This is a genomic window from Cognatundibacterium jejuense, from assembly GCF_014284255.1.
Taxonomy (GTDB): Bacteria; Pseudomonadota; Gammaproteobacteria; order Burkholderiales; family Burkholderiaceae_D; genus Undibacterium; species Undibacterium jejuense.
On record NZ_JACOFV010000017.1, the window covers coordinates 28,585 to 48,861 of the forward strand.

A 20,277-nucleotide genomic window follows, 5' to 3' on the forward strand; every position below is an offset into this window, starting at 1 on the left:
ATTAACCCGGAGGATCGCGCAAAGCTTCAACCAAAGCGCGATCCACCACTGAAGCAGCTGATATCTGTACTGCGCCTCCACTACGAAACTGTGTCACCAACTCCTCGCTGGAAATTGAAAACGAATCGTGCCCTTGCCGATTGGTGAAAATATAGCGAGTACGTTTTGGGCTAACCCAAGCCAGCTTGAAACGTGTCGTTACGCCAGCACTGGTCGTAAAATCAACCCAAACACCGCGCTCTAACCCTTCCACCATTTGAACACATTCATCTGGAATGTGTTCATGCTGATCCTGCACATGTCGGTTTAGACGTTTTTCACTTGCCCGTTGTGCGATATTAACGGCAATTTCCAACTGACGCCGCGGAGATAACTCTAACGGCGCTCTGGCGATGGCCGCATGACGTTCGGCTAGTTTAGAGAAGAACAAAACACGTTGAGGTTCATCCCACTTAATCGCATTCAACCAGGCATTGAGCAAAGTCAGCATGGATGGCAACTTACTGACCAATTCTTTACGCTCTTCCGAACTATTTTTCGGCTTCAGGCTCCAGATCAGATCGTCCATCGTCCGCAAAGCATTTTCCAATGCATTGGGCTTTTCTTCTTTCACATTATGAGCAATGGTTAAGATTCTGATCCATTGATCCAGCAAAAATTCTTCCAGAAAACCGGCGACCTCACCGGTTTCTACCCGAATCGCGACGTCGTTTTCGGCAAATTCGCGCGCCAGTCGCATTTTTTCTTGTTTGAGTGCCAGTGCTACCGGTTCAACAATTGATTGCTCAGCGGTTTGTTCTTCTTCTTTGAGAAAGGCCTCAAGATCAGCAACCACATCGGAAAAAAGGTCAATCTGCTGATCAAAATCCTGCTGAACTTTTTCAACTATCCCTTCTATCATCTGGAACAAAGGGTCTTCCGAACTAGCATCTCCGCTAAAAAACACGCTGGACTTAGCCAAGGTATCGATCAGAACACGTGCTGGATGGTTATCTTTAAAGAAAAAATCCTTGTCCATCAATGCGACCTTGAGGGTCGGTATCTGTAACTGTCCGATCAAGCTTTTGATTTCGTCGGGAATACTCGTGTCGTTAAATACATAATCAAAAATACGCGCCAACAACTCAATGGTATTCTGATCGATATGCGTTAACTCAGTTGCTGACGCATTTTGTGAGAGTTGACGCAGATGAGTGCTGTCTCGCGGCGTTTCTGCAGATGCCTGAGATCGCTGCAACCCCGTCAGATAATTAAAAAACTCACGATCAATCGTTACGGTTTCAGCACTCTTCCCTCTCGTATAGGACTGCTCTTGTGGTGCATCTGACCAGCTATTGGTATCACCCAAGCTGGCACGCCCCTCAGCAAAATCACGCTCCTGATCAGCCGCATAGGTGGAGTTGAACGAGGTTTCGCGTTCATTTTTTTCGTCTTGCTTGGACACGGAAAAAATATTTCTTAATTTATTTTCCAGATACGGATCCTGCAGGTCCAGATCATTTTGACGGGTTCGCATTAGACGTTTTTTATCTTCACGTTTAGCATTATCAATATCGACTAAAATACCTCGCTCTATCAAAGCGTCGTTCAAACCTTGATAGACGCTGTTGAGTTGCAAAAACAATTCTGGTTGCAGCAATCGCAACACCAAATGCTGAGTTTCTTTACTCGATTCAAATTCTGACCACGCTTGTGTTACTGCGGAAACAAACAATTCCGGACGAAACGGGTTTTGCGAAACACTAATTGGTGTGCGTCTCAACACATGGCCAATACGAATATTGAGCGCCACCAACTGATCAGCATTATTGACTTCGAGCGCGTTGCTCAAATTATTCGTCAACACCTTATTTTCCATCTCTTCAAAACTGACGAGTGAAAAATCCTGTCCCTCCACCGTTGCTTTCGCTTTTTTGCGTGTATTAACCACACTCACTTCTTTGGTCAAGACGGCATTAATCTGAGATGTGAGTATTTTATAAAAACTGCCTGGATTTCGTTTTAGCAACTGATATGCCAAAAAGCTGCTACCTGCTTCTTCCGGTCGTACCGTCTGGTCAGAAACCACAAACAATGCCTGCGTCAAGCGCGATGCAAATGCCTCTAGCTGCGACGACACCAGATTCGTCGCAATCGGTACCAGACTCTGCAGCAAGAGCAAGCGACTGGAGCTAGAAAATTCACTTTTCTTAGCAGTGTTTAAAGGAATGGTGTCCATGACTCACATTATAAAAATACAAATAAAGCAAAAACTATGAGGAGTAATACGCCTCACTAGCTATCGTCACCAACACAATCAACATGACTGCGACGAGCAAGACGACGAGTAAACGACCAAACTTGGGACTTGAACTAGTACCAGTTGGTAAATCCGCGTTATTCTGAGCCATATCTATTGCCTTATGGAATTAATAATGTAGAACCTGTTGTTTTTCGCGCTTCTAAGTCTCGGTGCGCTTGTGCAATCTCACTCAGGGGATAACGTTGGCGAATATCAATTTTGATTTTGCCACTCTCCACCATCGCAAATAAATGCGCTGCCATCATTTCCAGATCAGCACGTTTAGCGGTGTAATTCATCAGACTCGGACGTGTAATGAACAAAGAGCCGCGCGAGGCTAATTCGTTCAATGCAAATGGTGGAACTGGTCCTGAAGCGTTACCAAAACTGACCATCATCCCCAGAGGGGCGAGGCAATCCAAAGAACCTGTGAAAGTATCCTTGCCAATCGAATCATACACAACTGGCACACCTTTTCCTTCGGTAATTTCTTTCACCCGCTGAACAAAATTCTCAGTATTGTAGTTAATGACGTGAGTACAACCATGCTCTCTGGCCAGCGCTGCTTTCTCATCAGATCCAACTGTACCTATCATCGTAACGCCAATCGCCCTAGCCCACTGACAAGCAATCAAACCAACCCCACCAGCCGCAGCATGGAATAAGATGGTTTCTCCGCCTTGCAAAGGAAAGGTTCTGTGAAACAGATATTGCACTGTCAAACCTTGCAACATCATGGCAGCGGCAGTATCAAAAGAAATGCTATCTGGTAGTCGCACCAGATTGTCTACCGGCATGATGCGCGCCTCAGCATATGCACCTATCGGACGCCCTGCATACGCTACACGATCACCCACCGCTACATAGCTCACGCCCGCACCAATTGCCTCAACAATGCCCGCAGCCTCCATCCCCAAACCCGCCGGTAAAGTTTGCGGATATAAACCAGTTCTGAAGTAGACATCAATGTAATTCAAGCCGCAGGCTTTATGCCTTACCAATGCTTCACCTGGTCCTGGCGTGCCTAGTTCAATGTCCTCATACCGCATCACGTCCGGACCACCTACCTCTAACATTCTGACTGCTTTTACCATCTCCGCCCCTTTTAGCCATTTGTTACGACTTCTTTTTCGATAACAAGTACATCCCTCCCATTACCAAAGCTGTACCGCCCAATTGCCACGTCGTAATCGCTTCATTAAGAAAAAATGCACCCAAAAATAGGGTTGAAACTGGTCCTATCATCCCCGCTTGTGAAGCGGTCGCAGCGCCAATGCGCTTTACGGCGATCATGGTCATAAAAACCGGCAATACCGTACAAAACACGGCATTAATCAAAGACAGCCAATAAACTTCAAGCGGTTGGATCAACATAGAAACAGGGCGCAATAGAAAAAATTGCCCGACACAAGCGGCACTGGAAACGCACATAGCGTATGACACCAGTCTTAGCGAGCCAATCTTCGTCACCATTTGACCCGATTGGATCAAATACACAGCGTAGGATATTGCCGCCCCGAGCACCATGGCTGATCCTAGCAAGACCTTATCACCACCAAATTTCAGATCATGCAAAAAGACTAAAACAATACCAAAATAACTAACCAGCAAAGCTGCTAGTTCCAGTGTAGACACTTTTCGTTTAAAAAATAGCGCTGACATGATTAAAACAAACGAGGGCGTTAAAAATAAAATCAAGCGCTCTAAGCCTGCCGTAATGTATTGCAATCCCAAAAAATCCAAAAATGATGATAAATAATAACCAATCAAGCCAAGAGCAATCAAACGCCAACGCTCTGATTTAACTAAGGGTGGTGATTTGCTCATCTGCCATACAGCGATGACAGCAAACAATGGAAAAGAAAATGCCATACGAAAGCCGATTAGAGTCACGGCATCGACGTGGTAACGATAAATCAGCTTGGCAACAATGGCCTTGGTTGAAAATAAAATAGCACCAGTCAGGGCAATCAGTAAGCCGCCAAGATAATGCTGACGCGAAAAAGAGGGAGTGGATTGTACGTTCATGGACGCAATTGTAAGGTGATATTTCAAAAACAGATTTAATTACAAAAAATGTTAATTAAATGCTCAAGATCAACAAAAAATAGTTGTTGAATTTCCGCCAGGAAAAGATATAACAATTCATTACAAATCTTGGGGAAAAACCACCTTGAATGTGACTTTGCTTAACGATTTACAAATGTCAGTTTGCTTACAATTTGTGTTTCTTTTACAACTAGCAAAACCACCATGGAAATGTATTCTCCTCGCCTACAGTTCGCTGAAAATGCAAGACCGCGCCCAAAACTCGCCAATAAAGCCACGCCGGGGTCGATTGGTACGATCGTACATTTTCAAAGTGAAAACTCAGACAATCAATTACGGCAGCTGTTTCAACGCTTATTCAAAAACGAACCATCAGCCTAAACTAGCTCTCAAATTAATTAATCTGACAAATAAATCATTTCCATCGAAAACTGATGACGATGAATTCCCGGTCTTAATTCCGTCATTCACAGCAGCTCAAATTTTTTATGTATAGCAAAGCTCAAACTTAAAGGTATTGATTTCAAGAATTTCTGCAGTGCCAATATGGTAAAATGCTGGTCTTCAATATCAAACTAAGCCAGGCAAAACTGCCACCTCAAGGGTGCATTGTTGCCGATTCAGGAAAGAGCGATCATGGCAGGACATAGTAAATGGGCCAATATTAAGCATAAAAAAGCGGCGACTGATGCAAAACGCGGCAAAATCTGGACCCGTCTGATTAAAGAAATTACCGTTGCTGCCCGTATGGGCGGTGAAGATGTCGACTCCAACCCACGTTTGCGGCTCGCAGTGGATAAGGCAGCCGACGCCAATATGCCTAAAGAAAACGTGACCCGTGCGATCCAACGCGGTGCAGGCACATTAGAAGGCGCAAATTACGAAGAAGTTCGCTATGAAGGTTATGGTATCGGTGGTGCTGCGCTGATCGTCGACTGCATGACTGATAATCGCGTCCGTACTGTGGCTGAAGTCCGCCACGCTTTCAACAAATACGGCGGCAATATGGGTACAGAAGGCTCGGTTGCTTTCATGTTCAAACATTGCGGACAGATGTTATTTGCACCAGGCACCAATGAAGACGCTCTAATGGAAGCCGCGCTCGAAGCTGGTGCTGACGACGTTATTACGGATGACGAGGGCGGTATCGAAGTCTTGTGCGCACCTTTTAGCTTATCGGATATCCGTTCAGCGTTAGAAGCCGCAGGCTTCAAACCTGAAGTCGCCGAAGTCCTCATGAAACCAGATGCAGAAACCGTATTCACTGGCGAAGACGCCATCAAAATGCAAAAATTGCTGGACGCGCTGGAAAATCTGGACGACGTACAAGACATTTATACCAACGCCATCGTAGAAGAATAATATGAAAATTCTCGTTGTCGGCTCGGGTGGCCGTGAACACGCACTCGCCTGGAAACTGGCTCAATCAGAACGCGTACAAACCATTTTTGTCGCACCGGGTAATGGCGGTACTGCCAGTGATATCCGGCTCAAAAATATCAACATTACCGATCCGGTCACATTGGCGGATTTTGTTGAGCAAGAGCACATAGGCTTAACCGTGGTTGGCCCGGAAGTGCCACTGGCGGCCGGCATCGTGAATATTTTCCGCGATCGTGGTTTGAAAATTTTTGGCCCATCCAAAGAAGCTGCGCAATTAGAAAGCTCTAAGGATTTCGCCAAAGCGTTCATGAAAAAACATGCGATTCCGACGGCGGAATATCAGACTTTTTCAGATTTGCAAGCGGCACATGATTACATCGACGCCAAAGGCGCGCCTATCGTGATCAAAGCGGATGGCTTAGCGGCTGGAAAAGGCGTCGTCGTTGCCATGACGCTGGCTGAAGCGCATGATGCGGTCGACATGATGTTGTCTGACAACAAGCTAGGCGATGCGGGTGCGCGCGTTGTCATCGAAGAATTTTTGGTCGGTGAAGAAGCCAGTTTCATCGTGATGGTCGATGGCAAAAATATCTTGCCGCTGGCGACCAGCCAGGATCATAAACGTCTGCTCGACAATGACGAAGGTCCAAATACCGGTGGAATGGGCGCCTACTCCCCTGCCCCTATCGTCACGCCACAGCTACATGCCCGCGTAATGCGCGAGATCATTGACCCGACAGTACAAGGCATGGCAAAGGATGGTATCGTCTTTACTGGCTTCCTCTATGCAGGTCTGATGATCGATGAGCACGGCAATCCTAAGACACTGGAATTTAACTGCCGCATGGGCGACCCTGAGACACAGCCTATTATGGCGCGTTTGAAAACCGACTTATTGCACGTGATGGAACATGCCGTCAATGGCACGCTCGACACAGTAGAGTTGGAATGGGACAGGCGCACAGCAATGGGCGTGGTCATGGCTGCGGCGGGTTATCCAGATACACCACGCAAAGGCGATAAGATTACCGGTATTCCGGCAGAAACTTCGGACAGCATGACGTTTCATGCAGGCACCGTATTAAACGAAAAAACCTTGCTGTCGAACGGCGGCCGTGTTTTGTGCGTAGTTGGATTGGGTGACACTGTCAAGCTGGCGCAAAAACATGCGTATGATGTCGTGGAAAAAATCCACTTTGACGGCGCACAATACCGTCACGATATTGGCTGGCGTGCACTCAACAGAAAGCACTAAGCTTTAACATCAATGAGCTTTTCGGCTCAAGTCCTGTACAATAATGGGGGCTGGACTGTGTCCAGCCCGTCTTGCTTTTTAATGAAGGCAACAGAATGACGGATACACAAGCTGTTAAAAATTACTTTTTATCTCTACAAGCGAGCATCGTTGCGTCGCTGGAAGAAGTTGATGGTAAACAATTTTTAACCGATAGCTGGGAACGCCCTGAAGGTGGCGGCGGAATTTCCCGCGTAATTGAAGAAGGACAGGTATTTGAACGCGGCGGCGTTAATTTTTCCCACGTTATGGGGAATAATTTACCACCATCAGCCGCTGCCAGCCGTCCTGAATTAGCTGGCAGAAGATGGGAAGCCATGGGTGTTTCGCTGGTGTTACACCCGCGCAATCCTTATGCACCAACAGTACACATGAATGTGCGCTTCTTCATCACCCATGCGGAAGGACAAGAACCCGTATGGTGGTTCGGTGGAGGCATGGACTTAACACCGTATTATGGTTTTGAAGAAGACGCACGACATTTTCATCGAACTTGCAAAGATGCCGTTTCACCTTTTGGCGCAGACTTACATCCGCGCTTTAAAAAATGGTGCGATGAGTACTTTTACCTCAAGCACCGCAAAGAAGCTCGCGGTGTAGGTGGTATTTTTTATGATGATTTTAATGAACTCGATTTTGCCAGTAGCTTTGCGATGACGCGGGCAGTTGGTGATGCTTTTGTGCCAGCCTATCGCCCTATTCTTGAAAAGCGTCACGCACTAGTCTATGGTGAACAAGAGCGTGATTTCCAGGCGTATCGACGCGGGCGCTATGTAGAATTTAATCTGGTGTTTGATCGCGGCACGCATTTTGGCCTGCAATCAGGCGGCAGAACCGAATCCATCCTGATGTCGATGCCACCGATTGTTAAATGGCGCTACAACTGGACACCAGTGGCTGATAGTGCAGAAGCAAAGTTAGCAAGCGATTTTCTGGCGCACCGGGAATGGGTATAAGTAATATTAAAACACGTTGTGTGCTTGTATTGGGTGGTAGTTTTGACCCGGTACACATAGGACACATCGCCTTAGCGAGCAGCCTGACACAACTGCTCAAGCCGGATGAATTACGTATCATCCCAGCTGGGCAACCGTGGCAAAAAAACGCTCTGACGGCTACATCAGAGCAAAGAGTCAGTATGCTAAAACTGGCTTTTGAAAATTGGACAGACTGCCCCCTTTATATTGACGAGCAGGAAATCCGACGCGCAGAACGACAGCAAAGCAGTTACACCATTGATACACTCAGACAACTGCGTGCCGAACTAGGAGCAGAAACGTCGCTGAACTTTGCGATGGGAGCAGATCAGCTATTGAATCTGCATACCTGGCATCAATGGCGTGATTTATTCGAGGTAGCTAATTTATGTGCTGCGGCACGACCCGGATATAGTTTAAAGATAGCTTCACAAGACGTCGCTAAAGAATGGCAAGACCGGCTCATGAATGGTAAGGAATTACGATCCAGATCGCACGGAGGAACCGCTTTGGAACCCGAGTTAGCGATCGATGTGTCAGCAACCCGACTGCGCACTGAATTAAAACAGCATAACCCGACAATGAGATTGCTAGTCCCTCACAAGGTGCTAGACTACATACAACAACATTCAATTTATTAAAAAAATGGATATCAAAAAATTACAAACTCTGGTCGTTGACGCTTTGGAAGATGTAAAAGGTCAAGACATACAACTGTTCGATACTACCCACCTGACTAGCTTATTTGACCGCGTTCTGGTCGCGTCTGGTACTTCAAACCGTCAAACTAAGGCATTGGCTGCATCAGTTCGCGATAAAGTCAAAGAAGCCGGCGGCAACATCGTCAGCGTCGAAGGTGAAACCACAGGCGAATGGGTACTGGTCGATCTGGGTGATATGGTTGTCCATATCATGCAACCAGCTATCCGCGCTTACTATCGTTTAGAAGAGCTGTGGGGCGATAAGCCTGTTAAATTAGGCGCTGAAAAACGTACGTCCAAACGCACAGCTGCCGAGCCAGCCGAAACAGAGAAGCCAAAACGTGCTCCACGCAAAGCAACTGGCAAAGCCGCACCGCTGGAAGTGACACATGACATGATGGCGATTCAGACAACGCTAGATGATGAAAAGAAACCAGCCCGCAAACCACGCGCATCCAAAGCAGTCGATGGTGATGCAAAACCAGCACGCAAGCCAGCGACACGCAAAGCAGCAGATGGTAGCGCCGCCAAACCAGCCAAAATACCTACTGGTGGTCGTGTGAAAGTTGCGGCAACTAAAACCGCTACTGCTTCCGCAAAGCAAGCTGCAGCAAAACGTCCGGCACGTAAGAAAGTAGCTGAATAAGCGACGCAATAAATACTGCGTTCATGCTAAGTAGAAAGCAAATGGCTGCCTCGTGCAGCCATTTGCTTGACTGGCGCTATACTTATCGTGGTCAGGTCATTTCGATTTATTCATCATACAGATTTTTATTTAAAGTATTACCATGCAACTCATCATCGCCGCTGTCGGCCATAAAATGCCAGACTGGATAGAAATTGCCTTTCAGGAATATGCCAAGCGTATGCCGCCTGAAATTCGCATTCATCTAAAAGAAATTAAACCAGTCGAACGCTCCGGCAGCAAGACCGCTGAGACGGTAATGGCTTTAGAACGCGCCAAAATTGAAGCAGTCATTCCCAAAAATGCGCGCGTGATTGCACTTGATGAACGTGGTAAAGATTGGACAAGCGTCGCCTTATCCCAAAATTTAAATAACTGGCAGCAAGATGGTCGTGACGTGGTATTTGTCATTGGTGGTGCAGATGGCCTGGATGCTGGTTTCAAAGCAAATGCTGATGGCCTGATACGGATTTCCAGCTTAACTTTGCCACATGGAATGGTCAGAGTCATCCTTGCTGAACAACTGTACCGCGCCTGGACAATCACCCAGAATCATCCGTATCATCGAGTATAAATACAAAATAAATACAAAATTACATCGATATGCATCAAGAAAATAAAATTTATCTGGCATCCAAGAGCCCGCGTCGTCGCGAATTACTGCATCAGGTCGGTATAGAATTTGATTTACTGCTATTGCGTGATGCCGCACCACGCGGGCCAGATGTGACCGAAATCGTCTTACCGGGCGAACTGCCCTACGACTATGTCAGCCGCGTCACCCAAGAAAAGGCCGCGATGGCATGGAAGGTCATGCAAATGCGTAAGCTACTCCCAAGACCCATTTTAGCCGCCGACACTACCGTCGTTCTGGATCAGCAGATTTTAGGCAAGCCAGCAAACCGGGATGAAGCTATTCATATGCTGACTCAACTGGCGGGTAAAACACATCAGGTCTTGACCAGTCTGGCAGTTCAGCATGCACACGGACTAGAGGCGATTACCCAAACCTCCGAAGTCAGCTTCGCGCCTTTGACCGATGCACAAATTCACGCCTACTGCCTGACCACCGAGCCCTACGATAAAGCCGGTGGTTATGGTATCCAAGGTGTTGCAGCACGCTTTATTTCCCACATCGATGGCAGTTATTCTGGCATCATGGGGCTACCCTTATTTGAGACTTGCAAAGTGTTACGTCAGTCTGGAATTTTTATCCCTTAATTTCTGAATTTCATGAGCGAAAACCTCCTCATCAACATCACACCGCAAGAAACCCGCGTGGCCCTGATTTTTCAAGGTGCCGTTCAAGAATTACACATAGAGCGCACTTTATCCCGTGGTCTGGTTGGTAATATCTACCTCGGAAAGGTGGTCCGGGTGCTACCCGGCATGCAATCAGCATTCATCGATATTGGTCTGGAACGTGCAGCGTTTTTGCACATTGCCGATATCTGGGATGCCCGCCCGCCAGAAGGAAATTCGTCCACTCCGCTGACCCCGATTGAAAAACTGCTATTTGACGGACAAGCCATTACAGTTCAGGTGATTAAAGACCCTATCGGTACCAAAGGTGCTCGATTGTCGACGCAGATTTCTATCGCCGGCCGCATGCTCGTCTATTTGCCGCAAGATTCACACATCGGCATTTCTCAAAAAATCGAGAATGAACAAGAGCGTGAAGCCTTACGCAGTAAAGTACAGAGCCTGCAACAACCAGATGAAAAAGGCGGATTCATCGTCCGCACCATGGCAGAAGATGCCTCCAATGAAGACCTGAAGGCTGACGTCGATTATCTACGCCGCACCTGGTCGACCATCACTCAGCTAGCCAAAACTCAGCCGCCAACTACCCTGCTCCATCAGGATCTGAATCTGGCACAACGTGTGTTGCGTGATTTTGTCAATGAAGAAACCGACAGTATCCAAGTCGATTCTCGCGAGAATTATTTAATGTTGCAGGAGTTTGCGGTTCGCTACATGCCATCAGTGATTCCTAAGCTACAGCACTACACTGGCGAGCGTCCACTATTTGATTTATATGGTGTGGAAGAAGAAATCGAACGTGCTCTGGGACGTCGGGTTGACCTCAAATCTGGCGGCTACCTGATCATCGATCAAACCGAAGCCATGACCACAATCGACGTCAACACCGGTAGTTTTGTCGCTGGCCGCAACTTTGATGACACCATATTCAAAACCAATCTGGAAGCCGCACATGCCATTGCACGTCAACTGCGCTTACGCAATCTGGGTGGCATCATCATTCTCGATATTATCGATATGGAGAATGAAGAACATAAAACCGCGGTATTGACAGAACTGAATAAAGCGTTGTCACGCGACCGCACTAAGTTGTCAGTCTCAGGTTTCTCTGCATTGGGATTGGTTGAAGTCACTCGCAAACGTACACGCGAATCGCTGGCACACATTTTATGTGAAACCTGCCCGGCGTGCTCCGGCAAAGGTCAGGTCAAAACAGCACGCACGATTTGTTATGAAATTTTGCGCGAATTATTACGTGAGGCAAAGCAATTTAACCCACGTGAATTCCGCATCATGGCGTCGCAAATCGTGGTCGATATGTTCCTCGAAGAAGAATCACAACACCTGACTATGTTGGGTGATTTTATCGGCAAGCCGATCTCCTTGCAGGTCGAAAACATGTTCCATCAAGAGCAGTACGACATTATTCTGATGTAACGTAATCGATATTTATTTTCGTATTTAATTTATTGAAAACACCTGCAACAATCAATAGTTAAAAACAAAATCACTTCATCGCCGGTGGTCGCAATATAATGGAATCTCAACTCTAATGGGTAGCTAAACAGGTAGCTAGCCCTGAAATCAAGATTACCATCGCAAAGGATTAAACCAATGGCAAAAGTTGAATCCAATTTATTGAGTGATATTCAATTGCGTAAATGGATACGCGCCGGCGCACCTGTAGCCAAGTCTGATGGTGGCGGACTCACCTTTACCCTATCAGTCGCTGGCGCTGCTACTTGGGTACTACGGTTTCGTCATGGCGGTCGCAGACAAGAAATCACTCTCGGACGCTACCCAGATATCACTCTTGCTATGGCGCGGATGATAGCGGCAAAAAAGCGGGTGACCCTCAACGACGGTGTGAATCCAGCCGACGAACTTCGAAAAGTTAAAACGCATAGGAACTGGACGATACGGGAACTGATTGTAGATTATCGAAATTTAGTCTTATGCAGCCATGCTGAAAGCACTCAACGCAGCTACGAACGTAATTTGAAACGAATAGAAAACGGCATGGGTGCCATGTCAGTGCAATCTGTTGAACCTGCAGATATCGTAGCGCAAATTGAGCGAGTAAAAGCTGGATGGGTAGAAGTCTTTACGCTCTGGTGCACTTTGCGTGCCGTTTTCAAACATGCAACCGGTAAAAAAATTATCTTTGCGAGTCCATGTGCCGGCATTCAACTGGAAGCGATCATCGGTAAGCGCCCAGAAATTCGCCAACGCTTGATGCTGACAGACGATGAAATTACCACGTTGACAAATGCAGAGATGAAACCTGACAATCTTTTGGCCATTAAAATTTTACTGGCAACAGGTACGCGTGGCTCCGAACTGTTCACAGCCTTGCGTTCCGATATTCATGTAAATGAAGCTCGTTGGCACATCCCTAAAAGTAAAACTGGAGCATCCATTGATATTCCTTTAGCTCCTTGCGTGGTCGCTTGGTTCTTGGAACTTTTTGAGTTGGCAGGCAACTCTGCGTATGCACTCCCGGCTCGCTTACGCAAACGTATTGAGAGATTCAATGGTGATACCCACGTCTCAAAAGATACACTGCGGGAGGCTATCGATTTTTGGATAGTCAACCATCAACCGAAAATCCGTCGCTTCACCCCGCACGATTTGCGCAGTACTATGAAGAGTCACATGCGCAAACTAGGTGTGTCACGTGATATTTCCGAGATGTGTCTGAACCATCAATTGCAAGGGGTCGAAGGAATTTACGATCAACACTCTTATTACGAGGAGAGACGGGCTGCCTTGGAATTATGGGGGCAATTTCTTGAGATTTGCCAAGCTGATCAAAAAAAAATTCCATAACGTTGACATCAACCGCTTGACCGCCCAATTACACCGTAGCTTACTACGATACTACCTCAGCACAAGTCATCACATACGATTTTTAAGCTTCTATGAAAAAACTCGAAGGCCTACATTCCACGCAAAAAACACCGGAAGAATTTCATATATCAAATTACAATGTCTGTGCATCGTGGGGTCTACAACAGTGGACCGATGCACTGCTGAGTCGTTGGCGCATCAGAGTTCACTGGAAGCTCGCCTGTCAGAATGGAACTAGCGACAAGGCACCTGCCCACCTAATCCAGAATGTCCGTGATACGGCAAAAAAAATGCTTAGTCACCCGCTGACAACCGACTCCGGTTTGCCGCTGTATAGCCCTCATACCTCGCCGATTAAAGATCAATCCGCCTACAATTTCTTTAGTGATGCGGATATTATCAACGAACCCGAGTACCTATCGTGGCATGCTCGTTTCAAGCATGCGCTCTATTATCATTTCGCTGAAGATGAAGATGGTAACGAGGTCATTGAAGGGGAATTTGAAAAAAGCATTGCAAGTGACATACAACTAGTCCTCGAAACACCTGCCTGGAAAATGCATCGCGAAGTCTCAAAACACCCGAAAGATTTTATGATCTCAGTGAATTTGGGGGCATCGAACGAATTACTGATGAAAGAATTCAAAGACTGGATTAAAAAGACACGCAAGGAAGCCAATATTCCTCAAATCCACGGTTTTTACGACAATGATGACTTCGAAGTTTGGCATAGAGAACGTTTACTACCTTTGATGGATCTTATGTTTTGGGCAGATGTACATAAAGAGTCCATCACACAAGCTCAAATTGGCCTAGCACTCTTTCCAAATGACTATGAACGCGACTTGGGAGAGAAGATACGGAAAACGACAATACCGAATGCTAAGAAGTTAATTAGTAAAGAAGTAGTTTTAGCGCTGACGTATCAAGTACACAATTTTCAAAAAAATCAAAAAAACTCGAAAAGTTAGCATCCATCTCTCCGCTCGATCAGGCTTAACCCCAAGATATGATGCTGCCCAGTTTTGTTTACGCATAGAGGTAACTACTCAGCACCCAACCAAGGTTGCGGAACATTTGTAAGCGTCCAACCCCACCACCTTTTCAGAAGGCAGGTGTAGTGTTAAGTGCGGAGCGGTAGCAGTTCATCAATGCGGCTGTTTGGGCAGGTGGGGAGTTTTTCTAACGTTTCTTTTAACCAGGCGTACGGCTCAATCTCGTTGGCTTTCGCTGCGGCTAATAACGTTTGAATGGCAGCAGCTCTCTTGCCAGCACGTTCAGAACCAGCGAACAGCCAGTTCTTTTTGCCCAGAGCAATCGGCCTGATCGCATTCTCAATCGGATTGTTATCGATGGGCAGGTGCCCACTGTCGGCATAACGTGTGAATGCTGGCCAGCGTTTTAAACTGTAATCGATCGCCTTCGATAGCGGTAAGCGTCCAACCCCACCACCTTTTCAACAGGCAGGTACGATGCTAAGTGCGGAGCGGCAGCAGTTCATCAATGCGGCTGTTTGGGCAGGTGGGGAGTTTTTCTAACGTTTCTTTTAACCAGGCGTACGGCTCAATCTCGTTGGCTTTCGCTGTGGCTAATAACGTTTGAATGGCAGCAGCTCTCTTGCCAGCACGTTCAGAACCAGCGAACAGCCAGTTCTTTTTACCCAGAGCAATCGGTCTGATCGCATTCTCAATCGGATTGTTATCGATGGGCAGGTGCCCACTGTCGGCATAACGTGTGAATGCTGGCCAGCGTTTTAAACTGTAATCGATCGCCTTCGATAGCGCACTTCCTTCCGCACTGCTTTTGCGTAGTTGAACTAGCCACAGATGCATGGCATCGAGGCGAGGCTTGGCATGCTCTGCTCGCCATCGCTGTCGTTCTTCGATCGAATAATCTTGTGCTTCACTTTCTATCCGGTATAACTCGGCAATCCGTTGCAATGCTTCTTCGGCGACTGGGTGTTGATTGGCGGCATGTAAATCGAAGAATTTACGTCGCGCATGGGCCAGACATGCCAGTTCTGTGATCCCTGTTTTGAGTAGCTTTTTATAGCCTGCGTAATCGTCAACCATTAAATGTCCCTGCCAATCGGCAAGGAAGCTTTGTGCATGCGCTCCGCTACGATTTGGCTCAAACTCAAATACCACGATGGGTGCATCGGGTTCTAAGTTGTTGCTACGGTACGCCCACAGATAAGCACGCTTCGTTTTGCCTTTACCCGGATCAAGTTGTGGTACCGGTGTTTCATCGGCATGCAAGACCGTGCGTTGTTTCAGTAATTCTATGAGTCGATCAGCTAATGGTTGCAGTGCAACGCCGATGCGGCCTATCCATTCTGCGAGCGTTGATCTGGAGATCGTGACGCCATGACGGGTGCTGATCTGTTCTATCCGATAGAGTGGCACATGATCCAGATATTTTTGAATCACTACCCACGCATGTAAGCTGGGTGTCGCTAAACCACCGTCAATGATCGCCGCCGGTATTGCTGCAGCAGTGATGGTTTCGCAATGACGGCAGGCATATTGTGGCCGGATATGCCGTTGTACAAAGAACCGTGCCGGTTCAACATCAAGCTGCTCGGTGATATCCTCGCCGATCTTCACTAAGGTTTGACCACAAGCACCACATGCGCAAGAATCAGGTTCGTGACGCTGTTCTACACGTGGCAATTCGGCAGGGAGTGGCTTACGTCCGGTTGGCTTTGCTTTGACGCGCGGTGTGGAAGAGAGTTGTTCCAGTTCCGCCTGCATGGCGTTGAGATCGGTTTCTTGCGTCTCATTAAAGAGGTCACGTTGTTGCGCCGTGAAGGCTTCTGATGTGCTGCAGAATTTAATCCGTTTATGGTACGCCAGTTCTAAAGTAAGTGCCTTGATCTTGGTGTCTTTGAGATGGATTTCCTGGCGTTGCCGGGCAACGAGATCAGCTTGTTCTTGAAGACGCTGTGCTTCTTGTGCCCAGGCTGCGACCTGTGCGGCCAGTGCTTCGGGCGTGGCCGTGTGGGGATTAAATTGAGTGAGGGCTTTGGCGAGGTCCATGTAGTAAGTTTACATAGACTTGGTGATGTTTACAATCAAAAAAGTGATGTGTCGTCATTTTTTTGATGCTATCCGTGCCGATCAGACGTGCCAGTGTGCAGGTGCCGGTGCAGATAATCGTTGCCAGTCAACGCCTTTGATGAGCCAATCCCATTGGTCTTGTGTCATCACCCAGTAGCGATCATCCGCACGAGGCCAGACAAACGCACCACGGTGTAAGCGGCGCTGACAACACCATACGCCAGTACCATCCCAGATGTGCAACTTCAAGCGTGTTTTAGAACGATTGCTAAAGGCATAAGCGGTGCCATCGCAAGGCGTCGTACCCAAACTGGTTTGTATCCATTGCGACAAGCTCTCCATGCCACGACGCATGTCCACAGGTTCTATGACGCAAAAAATCTGACCGGGTGCCATCATACTAATTGATTGAGTAATTGACCAAGCCAGGTGGTCTGCATATCAGCAGGTAGTGAGAGTTGCCACCCAGAGTCATGGCGTAACACGATGGACGGCAAATTTGAAGCGGCTGGTGGGCTGGGTTGAACAACAATCGGTAAAGTCGTCAGCGGTGCGCACGCCAAAGCAGGTACTTGGCCACGTGAAATCCAACCATGAAATGTGGAGTGATTTAATTGATACTCACGACAATACGCCGCTTGCGATAGCCCTGAGCCTTGCCAGGCGGTGACATGTTGCAACCATTGCGCACGACTGAGGGTGGATTTGATTCTTGACATGCTTGCTCTCCAAAGTGATCAGGTTTGAAGATTGCATGAAATTAAGGGGTGTTCATAGGTGGGAGCGTCGGACGCTTACGTTACAGTGATCAGGTTTGAAGAGTGCATGAAATTAAGGGGTGTTCATAGGTGGGAGCGTTGGACGGTTACGATTTAATACGACAACTGCTCAATTTAAAGGATTTCGAAGCGAAGCGAGTTTTGATAATCGCCAAGACTCAATCCATGTTGAGGGAAATACGGTGGAGCTGCATTTCGGTCAGACCACCGAAGAATTGTCTACCTCAGCAAATCTTTAATACGCGATTAGAGTCAAGCTCTTTGAGTAAATCACGTTTTATTTTTGATAATTCAAATTTCAAGATGCCTTGATGGTTAGGTGGTACGTTTTTCATTATTAGTGCCACAAAAATTTCTTCGTTTGGTGTGTTTAGATAGTGCTTATACTTATTAAAGTCGTCAACAATATCTTTGAGATCTTGAATCCTGTTTTGGTACTTCGCTCTTATGTTAAAGGTTGTTGGTGTGATGTCGTTTTTTTTTGTACCGTTATTGTCAATTTGAAATTCGTCAGAAGATCCATGAAAAAATGCTGGTGGAAAACTGAACTTGTAAATCTGATCGAATGATTCGTAAAAAGGATTTATATGTGTATCCAGCGAGAAGTCAGTAACACCTCTATCAGTCGAGTTGCATGAATGACAGCTAGGAACCAAATTAAAAAATGAAAGTGCGAAAAAAGGATGTTTGGATTTTAAAAAAAAATGATCTAGGTCAAGGTAAGCTTTCTTTTTTTCGCACTTGGTTACGTCTAATCTTGTGTAATTGCAATATGGGCAGGTTGCGGAAGTAAAATCAAGTTTAGTGAGTGTTTTTTTGCATTGCACCGTCTTTCGATATGCACCGTATGGAAAAATTGTCTCGCTTAGAAATTTGCCGAACCTTGTCTGCTTCAAAACACCATCCACCACAGTATAAATATCTTCATCTTTAAGAATCGAATATATCTCTTTATTTAGTGAAACTAGTGTTGTGGGTGTGCCGACGATAATCTCTCGTAACTTTATGAAATTATTTGACAATACATATTTAAAGAATTCTTCATGACGCTTTGCTTTTTCCGGTCTATTTTCAGCATATTCTTTTAAATATCTAGGTGTCGAAGAGGCCCCTTTCGCAGATTCACACCTTGCAACCAGCGAATGTTTACCACGTGTACCATTGCTCTTACTTTTAATTAGGTACTTCCAATGATCGTCAGCCAAATTTGTAATAACTTGGTCCGCGTCAGCTCTGTTTAAATGATCCCGAATATTAATCATTGCCGAACAATCTCTGAAGCTTAAAGCGGATTACTTCATCACCAATCAGGTGTGAAATATCATCTGGATTTCCTTTTACTGAACCGGAAGTCGCCTCAACGAGTTCAAGGTAACGTGCAATTTTTTCGTAAGCAAATTTACTCATCTTTTGATCACCAAGGAAGAACGGTTTTGCGTATAAGTCATAAAGATTGCCACCAAACGTTTGTTCATCTAACGCAATTCCATTCATAGTGCCGCCCTGAATATGTTGATCAAGAATCGTGATGCACTGGTTTGGTAGATCAGAAAGTAAGAACGGTGAATGCGAGGTCAATACAATTTGAATTTCCCCTCGAAACATCTCAGGCAAAACGCTTAAAAGTTTACTGAAAAATTCAACTTGCCAAAAAGGGTGAAGATACAAATCACCCTCATCAATACATAGAAGTAGTGATCTTTGACGAACGTTCTTGAGCTCGTCGTAAATTGAGGAAAAGAGATTTAAGTACGCTAAGTGACCGGAGCTTATCCCACTCCAATCGATGTTCATTCCTATAGACTCTCCAAATAACGAAACAAATTCTTGGATCAGGCCTTTCGATTTTTGAGAGTAAGCGATTTCAAAGGTAACTTCGGAGCGGTTTCGAAATCCCTCGGTACTGTAATCAATGTCTATAGAGGAGAAATTCTCTTGAATTTTAAGTAGAAAGTCGATTTGCCGACGGATAACCTCTAGATCGAATTCACTTTCTCGACTGCTCTTTTTCTCGTAACAAATTAAGCTCGAACTTGGAAATGATTCTGAAATAAACCGAATCAAATTTTCTGATATCTCTTCTGTTTTCTGATCGTTGGAATTCCCTTGCATAAAATCAACCGCATTACTTAGGAATAACGAGTACTCATCAGCGTTGATCCGAAGGCTCAAGATGTATTCAAAGTAGGAAAGGCGTACTAAATGAAAAAATCGGTTTCGTCCATTAATTTCACGTAACCGATTTCTAAATAAATCCTTAAGTGATTCTAGGCTAACCAAAATCGAAGCTGAATTTCCACTATATCGGCTACTTAAACTAAATTTGCTAAGTCGTTTTTGCGTAAATCTGATTTTATGCGGTAGATCGATATCAATTTTCCTGAATAATCGGGAATTGATTAAGATCATCTGCTTCTCGAAGTCACTTTTCGCCGGTCTTACTCTGTTTTCAAAGATTCCGTTTTTCACCGAGATGTCTGAAACCTCTCTTCCAAAGTAATTTCTAGACTTGTTGAATACGTTTGAAAAATAGATCACCTTAAGTTCTTTGACTTCTCCGACGTATTCAATAATTTCGATGCTGAAATTGGCACTGGGTTGACTCAAATTTTTTTTAAAAGAGTAGTGACAGGTTTGAATTCCATCTTCTTCAGTGATGATAAGGAAATGTGCATTCAGTCCCGATTTGGAATTCTTGAGGGCGTTGCATATCAAGGAAAGTGCATTACTTTTTCCCGATCCGTTCTTTCCAATTAGCCCGGTAACTTCGTCGATTCTCTGACCAAAGAAATCTAGCGGCAATTTTCTACAGGACTCGCTTGTTAATAGGTTTTTCTCTGAATCGAAATTGAACTTGGTTGTGCTTGATAGATTCAAAGAAAAATTTTCTAAGTTCCTATATTTTTCTATCCATATATAACAAATCTTCATTTGACTCTCTATTTTGTCCCGAAAG

The 20,277-nt window shown here is 45.8% G+C and carries 19 protein-coding genes and 1 pseudogene; 10 read left to right on the top strand and 10 right to left on the bottom strand.

The features are described 5' to 3' along the window. Nucleotide 1 precedes the first annotated feature (1 nt). The 4 genes from H8K32_RS16605 to H8K32_RS16620 are packed head-to-tail and all read right to left on the bottom strand — an operon-like array spanning nucleotide 2 to nucleotide 4,309. Nucleotides 2-2,218 carry a DUF1631 family protein gene (locus H8K32_RS16605; protein ID WP_186913677.1) on the bottom strand — a complete coding sequence of 739 codons (2,217 nt, stop codon included), beginning with the start codon at nucleotides 2,216-2,218 and terminating at the stop codon, nucleotides 2-4. Between the two features lie 34 nt (nucleotides 2,219-2,252). Further along, nucleotides 2,253-2,390: a hypothetical protein gene (locus H8K32_RS16610; RefSeq protein WP_186913678.1), complete on the bottom strand. Its 138-nt coding sequence runs from the start codon at nucleotides 2,388-2,390 to the stop codon at nucleotides 2,253-2,255. 10 nt (nucleotides 2,391-2,400) lie between these two features. Next, complete coding sequence (locus tag H8K32_RS16615) at nucleotides 2,401-3,375, bottom strand: quinone oxidoreductase family protein (protein ID WP_186913679.1); 975 nt, start codon at nucleotides 3,373-3,375, stop codon at nucleotides 2,401-2,403. A gap of 22 nt (nucleotides 3,376-3,397) precedes the next feature. Next, entirely contained in the window at nucleotides 3,398-4,309 is a 912-nt protein-coding gene (locus H8K32_RS16620; RefSeq protein ID WP_186913680.1) for a DMT family transporter, read from the bottom strand. Nucleotides 4,310-4,966: 657 nt separating this feature from the next. On the opposite strand from H8K32_RS16620, the gene H8K32_RS16625 reads away from it, so the two are divergent. The 10 genes from H8K32_RS16625 (at nucleotide 4,967) to H8K32_RS16670 (ending at nucleotide 14,454) form a co-directional block, all read left to right on the top strand. After that, entirely contained in the window at nucleotides 4,967-5,692 is a 726-nt protein-coding gene (locus tag H8K32_RS16625; RefSeq protein WP_186913681.1) for a YebC/PmpR family DNA-binding transcriptional regulator, read from the top strand. A gap of 1 nt (nucleotide 5,693) precedes the next feature. Next, nucleotides 5,694-6,968 carry a phosphoribosylamine--glycine ligase gene (gene purD, locus H8K32_RS16630; protein ID WP_186913682.1) on the top strand — a complete coding sequence of 425 codons (1,275 nt, stop codon included), beginning with the start codon at nucleotides 5,694-5,696 and terminating at the stop codon, nucleotides 6,966-6,968. A 95-nt stretch (nucleotides 6,969-7,063) separates the two neighbouring features. Beyond that, nucleotides 7,064-7,963, top strand: a complete 900-nt coding sequence (gene hemF, locus H8K32_RS16635) for an oxygen-dependent coproporphyrinogen oxidase (RefSeq protein WP_186913683.1) — start codon at nucleotides 7,064-7,066, stop codon at nucleotides 7,961-7,963. Beyond that, on the top strand, nucleotides 7,954-8,625 hold the full coding sequence (nadD, locus tag H8K32_RS16640; RefSeq protein WP_186913684.1) for a nicotinate (nicotinamide) nucleotide adenylyltransferase: 672 nt from the start codon (nucleotides 7,954-7,956) through the stop codon (nucleotides 8,623-8,625). Before hemF ends, nadD begins: the two co-directional genes overlap by 10 nt. A 4-nt stretch (nucleotides 8,626-8,629) precedes the next feature. Further along, nucleotides 8,630-9,331, top strand: coding sequence for a ribosome silencing factor (gene rsfS, locus H8K32_RS16645; RefSeq protein ID WP_186913685.1), 702 nt, complete (start codon nucleotides 8,630-8,632; stop codon nucleotides 9,329-9,331). A 142-nt stretch (nucleotides 9,332-9,473) separates the two neighbouring features. Beyond that, nucleotides 9,474-9,944, top strand: a complete 471-nt coding sequence (rlmH, locus tag H8K32_RS16650; protein ID WP_186913686.1) for a 23S rRNA (pseudouridine(1915)-N(3))-methyltransferase RlmH — start codon at nucleotides 9,474-9,476, stop codon at nucleotides 9,942-9,944. A gap of 29 nt (nucleotides 9,945-9,973) precedes the next feature. Beyond that, nucleotides 9,974-10,591: a Maf family protein gene (locus tag H8K32_RS16655; RefSeq protein ID WP_186913687.1), complete on the top strand. Its 618-nt coding sequence runs from the start codon at nucleotides 9,974-9,976 to the stop codon at nucleotides 10,589-10,591. Between the two features lie 12 nt (nucleotides 10,592-10,603). Next, nucleotides 10,604-12,070 carry a ribonuclease G gene (gene rng / locus H8K32_RS16660; protein WP_186913688.1) on the top strand — a complete coding sequence of 489 codons (1,467 nt, stop codon included), beginning with the start codon at nucleotides 10,604-10,606 and terminating at the stop codon, nucleotides 12,068-12,070. Nucleotides 12,071-12,247: 177 nt separating this feature from the next. Further along, nucleotides 12,248-13,462: a tyrosine-type recombinase/integrase gene (locus tag H8K32_RS16665; protein ID WP_186913689.1), complete on the top strand. Its 1,215-nt coding sequence runs from the start codon at nucleotides 12,248-12,250 to the stop codon at nucleotides 13,460-13,462. 92 nt (nucleotides 13,463-13,554) lie between these two features. Beyond that, nucleotides 13,555-14,454 carry a DUF6387 family protein gene (locus tag H8K32_RS16670; protein ID WP_186913690.1) on the top strand — a complete coding sequence of 300 codons (900 nt, stop codon included), beginning with the start codon at nucleotides 13,555-13,557 and terminating at the stop codon, nucleotides 14,452-14,454. A gap of 152 nt (nucleotides 14,455-14,606) precedes the next feature. Here H8K32_RS16670 and H8K32_RS16675 read toward each other — a convergent pair. From H8K32_RS16675 to H8K32_RS16700, 6 genes and pseudogenes are all read right to left on the bottom strand, one after another. Beyond that, nucleotides 14,607-14,912: pseudogene (locus H8K32_RS16675) on the bottom strand (IS66 family transposase); the annotation flags it as partial. Between the two features lie 46 nt (nucleotides 14,913-14,958). Then, entirely contained in the window at nucleotides 14,959-16,521 is a 1,563-nt protein-coding gene (gene tnpC, locus H8K32_RS16680; RefSeq protein WP_186913691.1) for an IS66 family transposase, read from the bottom strand. Between the two features lie 81 nt (nucleotides 16,522-16,602). After that, nucleotides 16,603-16,941, bottom strand: coding sequence for an IS66 family insertion sequence element accessory protein TnpB (gene tnpB, locus H8K32_RS16685; RefSeq protein WP_186913692.1), 339 nt, complete (start codon nucleotides 16,939-16,941; stop codon nucleotides 16,603-16,605). After that, complete coding sequence (tnpA, locus tag H8K32_RS16690; protein ID WP_186913693.1) at nucleotides 16,938-17,261, bottom strand: IS66 family insertion sequence element accessory protein TnpA; 324 nt, start codon at nucleotides 17,259-17,261, stop codon at nucleotides 16,938-16,940. Before tnpA ends, tnpB begins: the two co-directional genes overlap by 4 nt. A 284-nt stretch (nucleotides 17,262-17,545) precedes the next feature. Further along, on the bottom strand, nucleotides 17,546-18,583 hold the full coding sequence (locus H8K32_RS16695) for a hypothetical protein (RefSeq protein ID WP_186913694.1): 1,038 nt from the start codon (nucleotides 18,581-18,583) through the stop codon (nucleotides 17,546-17,548). Continuing rightward, nucleotides 18,576-20,252, bottom strand: a complete 1,677-nt coding sequence (locus tag H8K32_RS16700; protein WP_186913695.1) for an AAA family ATPase — start codon at nucleotides 20,250-20,252, stop codon at nucleotides 18,576-18,578. Before H8K32_RS16700 ends, H8K32_RS16695 begins: the two co-directional genes overlap by 8 nt. Between the last annotated feature and the right edge of the window lie 25 nt (nucleotides 20,253-20,277).

What these genes read in the sequence shown, in the direction of transcription:
- H8K32_RS16605 (WP_186913677.1), bottom strand. Translation starts at nt 2,218, where the DNA reads ATGGACACCATTCCTTTAAACACTGCTAAGAAAAGTGAATTTTCTAGC.
- H8K32_RS16610 (WP_186913678.1), bottom strand. Translation starts at nt 2,390, where the DNA reads ATGGCTCAGAATAACGCGGATTTACCAACTGGTACTAGTTCAAGTCCC.
- H8K32_RS16615 (WP_186913679.1), bottom strand. Translation starts at nt 3,375, where the DNA reads ATGGTAAAAGCAGTCAGAATGTTAGAGGTAGGTGGTCCGGACGTGATG.
- H8K32_RS16620 (WP_186913680.1), bottom strand. Translation starts at nt 4,309, where the DNA reads ATGAACGTACAATCCACTCCCTCTTTTTCGCGTCAGCATTATCTTGGC.
- H8K32_RS16625 (WP_186913681.1), top strand. Translation starts at nt 4,967, where the DNA reads ATGGCAGGACATAGTAAATGGGCCAATATTAAGCATAAAAAAGCGGCG.
- purD (WP_186913682.1), top strand. Translation starts at nt 5,694, where the DNA reads ATGAAAATTCTCGTTGTCGGCTCGGGTGGCCGTGAACACGCACTCGCC.
- hemF (WP_186913683.1), top strand. Translation starts at nt 7,064, where the DNA reads ATGACGGATACACAAGCTGTTAAAAATTACTTTTTATCTCTACAAGCG.
- nadD (WP_186913684.1), top strand. Translation starts at nt 7,954, where the DNA reads ATGGGTATAAGTAATATTAAAACACGTTGTGTGCTTGTATTGGGTGGT.
- rsfS (WP_186913685.1), top strand. Translation starts at nt 8,630, where the DNA reads ATGGATATCAAAAAATTACAAACTCTGGTCGTTGACGCTTTGGAAGAT.
- rlmH (WP_186913686.1), top strand. Translation starts at nt 9,474, where the DNA reads ATGCAACTCATCATCGCCGCTGTCGGCCATAAAATGCCAGACTGGATA.
- H8K32_RS16655 (WP_186913687.1), top strand. Translation starts at nt 9,974, where the DNA reads ATGCATCAAGAAAATAAAATTTATCTGGCATCCAAGAGCCCGCGTCGT.
- rng (WP_186913688.1), top strand. Translation starts at nt 10,604, where the DNA reads ATGAGCGAAAACCTCCTCATCAACATCACACCGCAAGAAACCCGCGTG.
- H8K32_RS16665 (WP_186913689.1), top strand. Translation starts at nt 12,248, where the DNA reads ATGGCAAAAGTTGAATCCAATTTATTGAGTGATATTCAATTGCGTAAA.
- H8K32_RS16670 (WP_186913690.1), top strand. Translation starts at nt 13,555, where the DNA reads ATGAAAAAACTCGAAGGCCTACATTCCACGCAAAAAACACCGGAAGAA.
- tnpC (WP_186913691.1), bottom strand. Translation starts at nt 16,521, where the DNA reads ATGGACCTCGCCAAAGCCCTCACTCAATTTAATCCCCACACGGCCACG.
- tnpB (WP_186913692.1), bottom strand. Translation starts at nt 16,941, where the DNA reads ATGATGGCACCCGGTCAGATTTTTTGCGTCATAGAACCTGTGGACATG.
- tnpA (WP_186913693.1), bottom strand. Translation starts at nt 17,261, where the DNA reads ATGTCAAGAATCAAATCCACCCTCAGTCGTGCGCAATGGTTGCAACAT.
- H8K32_RS16695 (WP_186913694.1), bottom strand. Translation starts at nt 18,583, where the DNA reads ATGATTAATATTCGGGATCATTTAAACAGAGCTGACGCGGACCAAGTT.
- H8K32_RS16700 (WP_186913695.1), bottom strand. Translation starts at nt 20,252, where the DNA reads ATGAAGATTTGTTATATATGGATAGAAAAATATAGGAACTTAGAAAAT.